Consider the following 9,971-nt stretch of genomic DNA (forward strand, 5'->3'; position numbering starts at 1 on the left):
CCATACGGCGAGGGCCGCGCCCCCGGTCCCCGGGGCGCGGCCCTCTTGCTTAAACTGCTCAATTTTTCGTGCTCACGGTGCTTATTTCCCGGTGATCACTCGGACCACTTCTTAGTGAACATCAACACGCTGAGTCGTTGCACACGTGAAGGCCCGTCACCATGGCGCCGCCCGCGTCGGGGTCGAGCCAGTACCAGGAGCCGCCGGTGTAAAGCCAGCCGGTCGAGGCGATGCCGTTCGCAAACCAGTACCAGGAGCCGTCGACGAGGCCCCATCCGTTAAGGGGGCCGCAGCTGCCGAAGTAGCGGCGGACGCCCTGCGCGTCCGTCTGGTAGCCCGTCAGCATGGCCCCCGTCCGGGCGTCGAAGCAGTAGGGCACGCCGCCGACGGATACGGGGCCGCGCGCCAGCGCGCCGGATCCCGTCGCGTAGTACCAGGTACCGCCGTCGAGCACCCACCCGGTCGCCATCGCGCCGGAGGCGTCAAACCAGTACGCGGAGCCATTGCACTCATGGAGCCCGATGGCCATGGCATGCGTCGAGGGGTCGAGCCAGTACCAGGCCCCATTGGTATAGAGCCAGCCAGAATGCAGCGAGACTGGATTAACTGAATCCACATAGAACCAGTTACCGTCAAACGAATTCCAACCCTGATTCCATTTAACGGATTCTTGAGCAGACCCATCATTGATTGAATCGGAAGAATTAAGAGTCGAGGAGACGGATTGCTGCTCAAAATCAGTAGGGATGAAGGAGCTTATGGATTCTGCGTTCGCGATATCAACCACACCGGGCCCAGCGAGCAGTAGAGTTGAAAGAATGATTAGGATTAATGTTATTCGCTTTTTCCTTGCCATGTCAGCCCCCAGTAGTAACCAATTTTTACATAAACATAGTCTACAAATGGATAGCTAAGAGCAATATGTAATTAGAAAAAAGCAATTAAAGAAGAGTTGCTAGCCGAGCCAAGCACCATTACTAGCAAAAGAGTATTGTGCCCCGTCGATCTGCTGAACACCAGTAACCATAGCGTGCGTCGAGGGGTCGAGCCAGTACCAGGCGCCGCCGACATATGCCCAGCCGGAGGCCAGCGCGCCGGAGCCCGTCGCGTAGTACCAGGTTCCGCCGTCGAGGACCCATCCGGTCGCCATCGAGCCGGAGCCGTTGAACCAGTACATGGAGCCGTTGCACCCATGGAGCCCGGTGGCCATGACGTGCGTCGAGGGATCGAGCCAGTACCACGTACCGTTTAGGTTGAGCCAGCCGGAGGCGAGGGCACCGGAGCCAGTCGCGTAGTACCAGGTCCCGCCGTCGAGGACCCACCCGGTCGCCATGGCGCCGGAGGAGTTGAACCAGTATGCGGAGCCGTTGCACACGTGAAGGCCCGTCACCATGGCGCCGCCCGCGTCGGGGTCGAGCCAGTACCAGGAGCCGCCGGTGTAAAGCCAGCCGGTCGAGGCGATGCCGTTCGCAAACCAGTACCAGGAGCCGTCGACGAGGCCCCATCCGTTAAGGGGGCCGCAGCTGCCGAAGTAGCGGCGGACGCCCTGCGCGTCCGTCTGGTAGCCCGTCAGCATGGCCCCCGTCCGGGCGTCGAAGCAGTAGGGCACGCCGCCGACGGATACGGGGCCGCGCGCCAGCGCGCCGGATCCCGTCGCGTAGTACCAGGTACCGCCGTCGAGGAGCCACCCGGTCGCCATGGCGCCGGACGAATTAAACCAGTACAGGGAGCCGTTGCACTCGTGAAGGCCGGTTGCCATGGCACCGCCCGCGTCGGGCTCGAGCCAGTACCACGTGCCGCTCTGAAACAACCATCCGGCATACGCCTTGCCGTTGGAGGCTGCATAATACCAGGTGCTGTCAATTAGTTGCCAATGATAAAGGGAGACATCAACATACGCGTAGTTCATATCAACGTTGCCGTTGATTCCAAGGACTTTTCCGTTGCTCTTATACTGCCAAAAACTGTAATTGCCGGTATAGTCACATTGCGAGTTATATTGAGCAATCCAATGATCCCAAGAGCTACTCTTAAATACAGAGTCAGTCAAAATGTTGTTAAACCAATTTAAATTTGCATAAATACCAGGCTCATATCCTGCGGCAGAAATCCTATTACAAAAAACCTGCGCCCTCGATGCAATTCCGGTTTGACGTCCATTTGCAATTATCGAGTTATCCTCAAGATCGTAATACACCGGCAATCTTGGATTATGTCCAGAAAGGCAATTGATCACCATTGATGCCTCATCGGCTGCCTGCTGATTATCAAAAGCATATGAATAGATATAGACGCCGTAGGGAATTCCGAGTCGCTCGCACTCAGAAATATTTCGATTAAATTGATAGTCAACTCGACCGCCCCAAGATGGAGCGCCAAATCCAACACGCAGAATAGCGAAATCGATACCAGAAGCCTTAACAGCATTCCAGTCAATACGTCCTTGATGCTCACTGACATCGATGCCCTGCGCCGTAGCCCCATCGGGAAGAATGTCCATGGACAATAAGGCTATTCCATCTTCTTCGGAAGAAGCATCCTCTGCGACCAATTGCCCATCCTCATAACGCCAGGAATTCTCAACTAGGGACCGCGCAGCTTCCGCGTTCGAGGGGAAAACAAACACAGAAATGGGCGCAAGGACCATCAGCACCAACAATGCCGAAAATAACTTAAGATGTTTGCTCATGTAAACCTCGTCATTCGTTCTTGTTTGCGTTTAGCTTACAGCATGGCTGTGAAAGATTTCCGAACATCCAACTGGACAAGATGCATTCTAGGACGACAAATAACTGCACGCAATACCACAATGTAAACAAGAACTTCCCAGCAGGGTGAAACCAAGGACTCCTAGTCCCTACTCTTACCCCCCAAGAATACCGACTTCAAATAAACTTTCAAACTAGATGTCAAAAAGGTAGGGGACCCAGAGAGTCCCCTACAACTCAGAATTCTAACGAATCAATATTACTTTCGATGGACCCAAAGCGGTCAAACCGGAGATGCGGTTTCCATAACCATCACTATGCCAGAACAAATTTTCGCTCGGCGAATTGCCCCAGAAAAAGCCAATGTGGCTATCGTCGGCATATGGGTTGTAAGGATTGAAGAACACAATGTCCCCCTTACGAGCCAAGCCACTGCGCAACAACTCATCAATAGAGTTGAAATAAGTCACGTTCGCGCACGTATCGATAGCGTAGCCGTACCAACGATAAGCGTTAACGCAGCCGCCCCTTCCGGGACCTCCACTCCAAGGGGAATGGCTCTGCTCGGCGGCAATGGGAGCTAAATTACCGCCCGCTTTCATATACGCATGCGATACAAAACCGCCGCAGTTCATACCGGTATACCCATCCCAACGAGGATCACCCTTTGGATACATGCATGTTTCTTGGCTAAGATGCGTATCGTAGGGTGTTCCACGGTAATAGCCATCGTTTTCGTGGCTCATAAGCCAATTGACCAGGCTGGACCTATTAACCCCCAAAACAGAACCAGACGTATTCAACCATGCACCACTTGCATTGAAGTAGTAGTCGACGCCATCGATTTTCAGCCACCCGTTAGCAAACATAGCGCCCGAAGGCTGAAGCCAGTACCACGTGCCGCGGTCATTGAGCCATCCGGTCTTCATCTTGTAGGTGGAAGGATCCATCCAATACCACGCACCGTTAACATATTGCCAACCAGACTTAAGGACACCATTGGAAGATGCGTAATACCAAGTATTGCCGCTTTCGTCAGAAGCGTCTTTCGACATAATCCAACCAGATGCTACATTGACGGCACCGTTTGCATCCGCATAGAAAACCGCGTCTCCAATATGAATCACACCTGGCAATGAAGACGAGTCAGCACGATCAGCGACTACGGGAGATCCATCAGATGAAGTAGGCAACGGCTCGCTCAGTGCTCCAGACGATTTCGCCCATGCCATACCGTCGCTCAAGTTAATCCAGCACGAAGATGCCATCGCACCGGAATCATAAGAAAAATAGCGCGTGTTTCCTACCGCGAATTCACCAGTACACATTGCGCCGGATACATCATCAAGGTAATACCAGGCGCTTCCGAACTTTATCCATCGTCCTCGTTGAATAGCTCCATTTGATGCGGCGTAATACCAAGTACCATCAACAAGTGCCCAGCCTGTTGCCATGGCGCCTGAACTCGTAAGGAAATAGGTGGACGACTCCACTTGCATAAAGCCCGTGAGCATAATATGGCTTCCTGGATCCAGGTAATACCAAGAATTCCCTAGAAGTAACCAGCCTCCATGCAGTAAGCCGTTGGAGTCAGCGTAATACCAGTTGTTGTCAATAAGAGCCCACTGGGAGGAGAGCATGGCCCCTGAGCTGTTAAAGCTATAAGAAGTGCCATTACATTCTTTCAACCCGGTGGCCATAGAACCGTCTGCAGGATCAAGCCAGTACCAACGACCCCCATCCGAGAGCCAGCCTTTCACCATGGCACCAGAGCCGGAGAAATAATGCCAGACGGAAGCATCAAGGTGCCATCCGATAAGCATTGCGCCAGAAGAGGAGAATCCATACGTGGCTTCCCCGATCTGCAGCATTGTATCGTGGACCATCTTGCCCTCATCATCCAGCCAATACCAGTTGCTGCCGTCTGAAAGCCAGCCTTTTACCATGGCGCCAGAACCGGAGAAATAACGCCAAGCAGAAGTGGGGCCTGTAGAATCTAGGTACCAGCCGACACGCATTGCACCCGAAGAGAAGAATCCATAAGTTGCACCCCCGACTTGAACCAATCCATCCTGAGCCATTCGACCTTCGTCGTCGAACCAGTACCAGCTACCGTTTATGTGTCTCCAAGAAGAAACAGCGATTGTTCCGTCGGACAAGCCCCAACGCCAATAACCAGCCCCTTCTTCGGGTGATATCCACCCCTGATGCCAAACAATTTGATTCGAAACCTCAGAAGGGGTCTCATTATCAACCTGAGAGTTCTGCTCGACAGCGAAGGTCGATTCGCGCTGAGCATCAACGCCTGACTCGACAGAAGCAATAGCAACGTTAGATGCGGGACCTTCGTCAGTGTTATTCGAATCAAGGGCGTATAACATCGAGGGCGAACCCAAAAGGAGTCCCAAAGAAACAAGGCCCGAAAAGACCAACACCCCGAATGAGCATTTCTTCATAGCAGCACGGTATCCATTCACGCAGCGACCCCGTCACCTCAGGGCAACGGGGCCTCAATCAAAACTAGCTCAATAATGCGTTAGCCAATTTGTTGGCAGTTCTTGCACTCTCGTAAAGCACCGCGCTTCCGGGCCTCCTGGATAGAGATCTGCGAATAGCCCTTTGCGTCCTTGCCAACGGTACGACACTTATGCGTATGGTAAACATCGCTACCGCTCTTATACCAAACTAAACCGTAGTCCGGAATCCACTTGCCGTCCTCGCCGACATAGTAGGAGCCAACCCAGGCATTCGTAGCCATGGCGCCGGAAGACTGGAGGTAGTAGTCGCCGACCCAGGCGTCGTGGGCCATAGCGCCGGAACCGCTAAAGTAGTACCAGGCGCCGCCGACCTGACGCCAGCCGGTGGCCATCGCACCGGAATCGTCGAACCAGTACCAAGAGCCACCCAGGCTGCGCCAGCCGTTAGCGACCATGGCGCCCGAGCCGTCGAGATAGAACCACGCACCGCCGATGTTGAGCCAGCCAGTGGCCATCGCGCCGGAGGCGTTGGCGTAGTACCAGGTGCCCGAATCGTTGATCCAGCCAGTTAGCATGACACCGTACTCATTGAAATAGTACCAAGTTCCACCGATATTATGCCAACCGGTCAACAGCTCGCCGCTGGAAGTCGCATAGAGCCACTTTCCATAGATGGAGTCATAAATCCAGCCACTATGCTGCATGCGGCCATCAGCATTGGCGCCAGGGGTGTTCAGGAAGTAGTTTTTGCCATCAATCTGAACTCGGCCGTATGCCATATCGTGGTTTTCGGGATAGAAGTAGTACCAATCCCCGCCGATAAGCTGCCAGTTCGACACCGCGGTCCCGTCAGCGCCAAAATAGTACCAAACGGCTTCGTAATCGTTATACCACTGGTTCGTGACCATGACGCCAGTCTCGGGATCGAAATAGCGAAGGTTGCCGTCCTCGCACCGAACGAGTCCGGTCTGCATCGAGCCATCGTTGTCGAAATAATACGTTCCAGCAGGACGAGAAACAGAGAAACCTGTCAAATTGCGAGACTCGCTATGATCAATATATTGAAGACCAACGAGAGAATCAATATCAGCAAATGAGGGCGCCGGGGCAACCGTCATGCAGGCGGCGGCAAATACAGCAACTCCCAGCGCTGTTAGTCCTCGCCATCTTTCTCGAAGGTTATTCATACGACATCCTTTCTCCGAGATTTAAGGCTCTCTTAAGTTATTCTCAGACTATCAATTTAGTTTTTCAACAGGGAATCGATAAAAGGTATCTTTGTGACTGCAATTTGATGAGAGCCGCCACGTCCTTGCCGTCCCGTGCATTGTCGACAGCAACGTCTTATGGCACAAACCGGATATCCTTTTCGGCGCAAATCGTTTGAGCAGGCGGCACGCGGAAGGAGTGTGTAGAGCGGTTTTCTGCTGGCTGCCAGCCACGGCATCCTTTCGGAAACCTAATTGCCGCCGGAATTAAAGTCCCCGGCGCGGACTCACCTTATCTCCCCGACGCGGGCTCGATATCCTCTCGGATATCTAATCGTCTTGGACTTTTACCTGCCCAAGCACAGTACAACTTTTACGTGCCGCCACACGGAGCAAGGCTCGGGGATTATTCTCTAAAAACCATGCTTTCAAAGCAACTTAGGCACAAACGTAGTCAAACAAAATACCTTTCAGGTCTTTCTTGAAGATAAGCAGTAGATTAAAGTATCCGACAAGAAATCCCGCATTACATTCAACCCGCAGAAAAAACAGAGCACTAATACTCCGCCATGCCTTCGGACTCATATAAAAACCTCATATGATCGACATCGAATCTAAGTGATAGCACATCTATAGATTTGCGTACATCAGAACACAGGCAAACGAATTTAAAAAACGAATCAGTTAATTCGCTTTCAAACTCTTTGTCGCATATACGTTTTCCAAGCTCAATAGCTTGGCTCAATTTAGTAGCGACAAAGTGGTTGGAAATTAAACCAAGCATGTTATTAGCCTTCTCAAGGCTATCAAGAACAGGCAAAACGTATTGTATTGCGAAATCTAATGTGACGGTATCATCCTCAATATAATTCGGAAGTCGATACGCTAAATCACATGTATTTATATAATATTTGATCCATGACTCTTTCATTTTTGGAAACCGAGAGATATGGATTAACCGACTTTCAGCAGAGGTATCGCCCAATCTATTAGAAGTTGGAATTAAAATAGTATTTGACCTTTGCTTTCGCCAAGACGAATTATCGAAATTCAATCGAACACGAATATACTCTTGCAACCAGACAAAATAGCACGCTCCATCATCCGCTAAAGAACATCTAATTAAAAGAAAAGGTATTGCAAACATTTCAGCGTATAAAAGCGTCTTCGTATCAATGGAAAATGGAATTTCAGGTTTATCTTCGAGTGGCTTGTTTGTTCCCTTCACCTGAATTGCCATTAATTCACCAGTAGCGAATCCGTTTTCAAAGCGCTCAAAAATTTTATCGATTCCAAAATCACGTTCTGTTAAGTCTCGAACAACCCAGTTTTCAGAAGGCATAAGGGAGGTGACGAAAGAGCATGCCTCTGTATCAATTATGTGGCTATTTGGACGTTTCGGAGGATATGCCATAAAAATCAGCTCCATCAGCCTTAGCGCAAGAGCACCTAATAACGACAAAATAAAGATAACAACCAACATAATTAGACTGCATGTCAGTTGATATCGAATAAGCGGTTAAGGACACAATAACCAATAAAACAATAGCACTCACTGTGTCCAGGGGCATGGACCATCTCCTCCATCCTTCCTGCTCGAGCACGTCAGAGTAACCACCCGGTGAAACCATTGGCCGAGAGCTGCGCCCCCAGTCCCCGGGAAGCGGCCCTCTTGATTAAACTGCTCAGTATTTCGTGCTCACGGGCTCAATTCCCGGTGACCACTTGAGTCACTTCATAGTAGAGAGCAACGACAATGTCGACGCTGCAGGTCTTAAGAATACATTCGCAATAGATGTTCCGGCTGTTCACGCCACTGCAGTGAAGCTGACCGGCCTCGGCTTCTATGATCGAATTAAGCACCTGATCGGAGAGCCTGCGGATAAGCACCAGCTGTCGATCGTCCCGTCGCTGAGGTGGGGCTCAGCGAACATGTCGGGCGCGGCGTCCGCTAAGATCTACATTGCGGTCCTCATCCTTCTCAAGAACCTTCCTTGTGGTTATTTCAGATTCTAGTGCGAAAGCCGTTTTGCGTCAGGCAGACGTCATCACCCCCATTACAGTCTGAAGTGGGCCACCGATAAATTTCGATGGCGAGCATTCGGCGCATTGCCTACGATACGGGCAAGCCCCGAGGGGCCGCCGATCGGGCGCCTCCGGATGGCCGTCTGCCCCTGCCCCGTAGAGGGCCCGGGGGGTGTTGCCACCGGGGGCGCTCGCCGCTCCGGACGACTGATAGGAAACTGCCGGGCGCAAGCGCCACGGCCAGGTAATGTGGGTGTCGCAGGGAGGGGTTCCGATCGGCCTACCGATTGGAGGATAACACCGTGGCACCACCTAGAATGCCGGAAGCCGTCATCGGGCTCGATGTCGGGAAATTGTCCCATTGGGCATGCGTCGCGACCCGGGACGGCGAGATACTGCTGAGCGCCCCCGTCGCGAACAGGGAGGGCGATCTGGACTCGCTGTTCGGCCGCTTCCCCGACGCGCTCGTGGTCGTCGACCAGTCGCGCAACATAGGCGCCCTCGCGCTCGCCCGCGCCAAGGCGGCCGGGATGTCGGCGGCGTACCTGCCGGGACTCGCGGCACACGGGGCCGCCAGGCTCTTCGCCGGCGACGCCAAGACCGACGAGCGGGACGCAATGGTCATCGCGAAGACGGCGCTGGGCATCCCCGACGCACTCCTGCCGGTCGGGGATCCGGGCCCGACGGTCGCGGCGGCGAGGGCGCTGGCCGCCCAGAGAAACTTCCTGACCTGCGAAAACACCAGGAGCAAGAACCGGCTGCGCAGCATCCTGCTGGAATCGTGCCCCGCCTTCGAGGCGTTGGTCGACCTGTCCGACGGTCCCCAGCTGAGGCTCATGGCATCCCTCGGCGGGGCCTGGTCGGTGGCCGACGCCGGGCCCCGCAGGGCGGCGGCGCTCACGCGCGGGGCGGCGCGCGGCAAGATCGAGGCCCTCGTCCGCTCGACGGCCTCCTCGACAAGGCCGGACGCGGCGGCCATCGCCGCCGAGGACCGGGCGGTGAGGCTGCTCGCGCGCAGGATCTCCGAGAACTCGGCGGAGATCGATGTGATCACGGCGGAGATATCCGCCCTCCTCGAGGGCGACGATACCTACCGATGCCTCCTGACGGTGCCGGGGATCGGCCCCAAAACCGCTTCCGAGCTCGCGATCTCCATAGATATCGAAGACTTCCCAAGCCACGACAGGCTCGCGTCGTACTGCGGCCTGGCGCCGCGCAACCGCCAGTCGGGGACCTCGATCTCCTCGGTGACGGCATCGCGCCACGGCAACAAGAGGCTGAAGAACCTGCTCATATTCTCGTGCAACTGCCTTACCCGGACAGAGGGAAGATGGGGCGATTACTACGCTAGGTGCCGAGAGCGGGGCATGCCGCACGGCAAGGCGCTCAAGGCGCTGGCACGAAAGAGGCTGAAGGTCATCTACGCTGTTGATGTTCACTAAGAAGTGGTCCGAGTGATCACCGGGAAATAAGCACCGTGAGCACGAAAAATTGAGCAGTTTAAGCAAGAGGGCCGCGCCCCGGGGACCGGGGGCGCGGCCCTCGCCGTATGG

General features: G+C 54.0%; 6 protein-coding genes and 1 pseudogene. 1 reads left to right on the forward strand and 6 read right to left on the reverse strand.

The annotated features are described in order from the left end of the window. Positions 1-121 precede the first annotated feature (121 nt). The 6 genes and pseudogenes from RX395_RS09365 to RX395_RS09385 all read right to left on the reverse strand — a co-directional run bounded on the left by RX395_RS09365 (position 122) and on the right by RX395_RS09385 (position 7,876). Positions 122-616, reverse strand: coding sequence for a hypothetical protein (locus tag RX395_RS09365; protein ID WP_316367163.1), 495 nt, complete (start codon positions 614-616; stop codon positions 122-124). A 339-nt stretch (positions 617-955) separates the two neighbouring features. Further along, entirely contained in the window at positions 956-1,909 is a 954-nt protein-coding gene (locus tag RX395_RS09370; protein ID WP_241154645.1) for a hypothetical protein, read from the reverse strand. A 27-nt stretch (positions 1,910-1,936) separates the two neighbouring features. Beyond that, positions 1,937-2,689, reverse strand: a pseudogene (locus RX395_RS10290) (glycoside hydrolase family 25 protein); the annotation flags it as partial. Between the two features lie 264 nt (positions 2,690-2,953). Continuing rightward, positions 2,954-5,164, reverse strand: a complete 2,211-nt coding sequence (locus RX395_RS09375; protein WP_316367166.1) for an N-acetylmuramoyl-L-alanine amidase family protein — start codon at positions 5,162-5,164, stop codon at positions 2,954-2,956. Between the two features lie 80 nt (positions 5,165-5,244). Further along, positions 5,245-6,372, reverse strand: a complete 1,128-nt coding sequence (locus RX395_RS09380) for a hypothetical protein (protein WP_117807057.1) — start codon at positions 6,370-6,372, stop codon at positions 5,245-5,247. A gap of 577 nt (positions 6,373-6,949) precedes the next feature. Then, a complete protein-coding gene (locus RX395_RS09385; protein WP_117807058.1) occupies positions 6,950-7,876 on the reverse strand; it encodes a DUF4365 domain-containing protein in 927 nt (308 codons plus the stop codon). An 844-nt stretch (positions 7,877-8,720) separates the two neighbouring features. On the opposite strand from RX395_RS09385, the gene RX395_RS09390 reads away from it, so the two are divergent. Next, positions 8,721-9,860, forward strand: a complete 1,140-nt coding sequence (locus RX395_RS09390) for an IS110 family RNA-guided transposase (RefSeq protein WP_316367169.1) — start codon at positions 8,721-8,723, stop codon at positions 9,858-9,860. The last annotated feature ends 111 nt before the right edge of the window (positions 9,861-9,971 follow it).

This window comes from Collinsella aerofaciens (genome assembly GCF_032584215.1).
Taxonomy (GTDB): domain Bacteria; phylum Actinomycetota; class Coriobacteriia; order Coriobacteriales; family Coriobacteriaceae; genus Collinsella.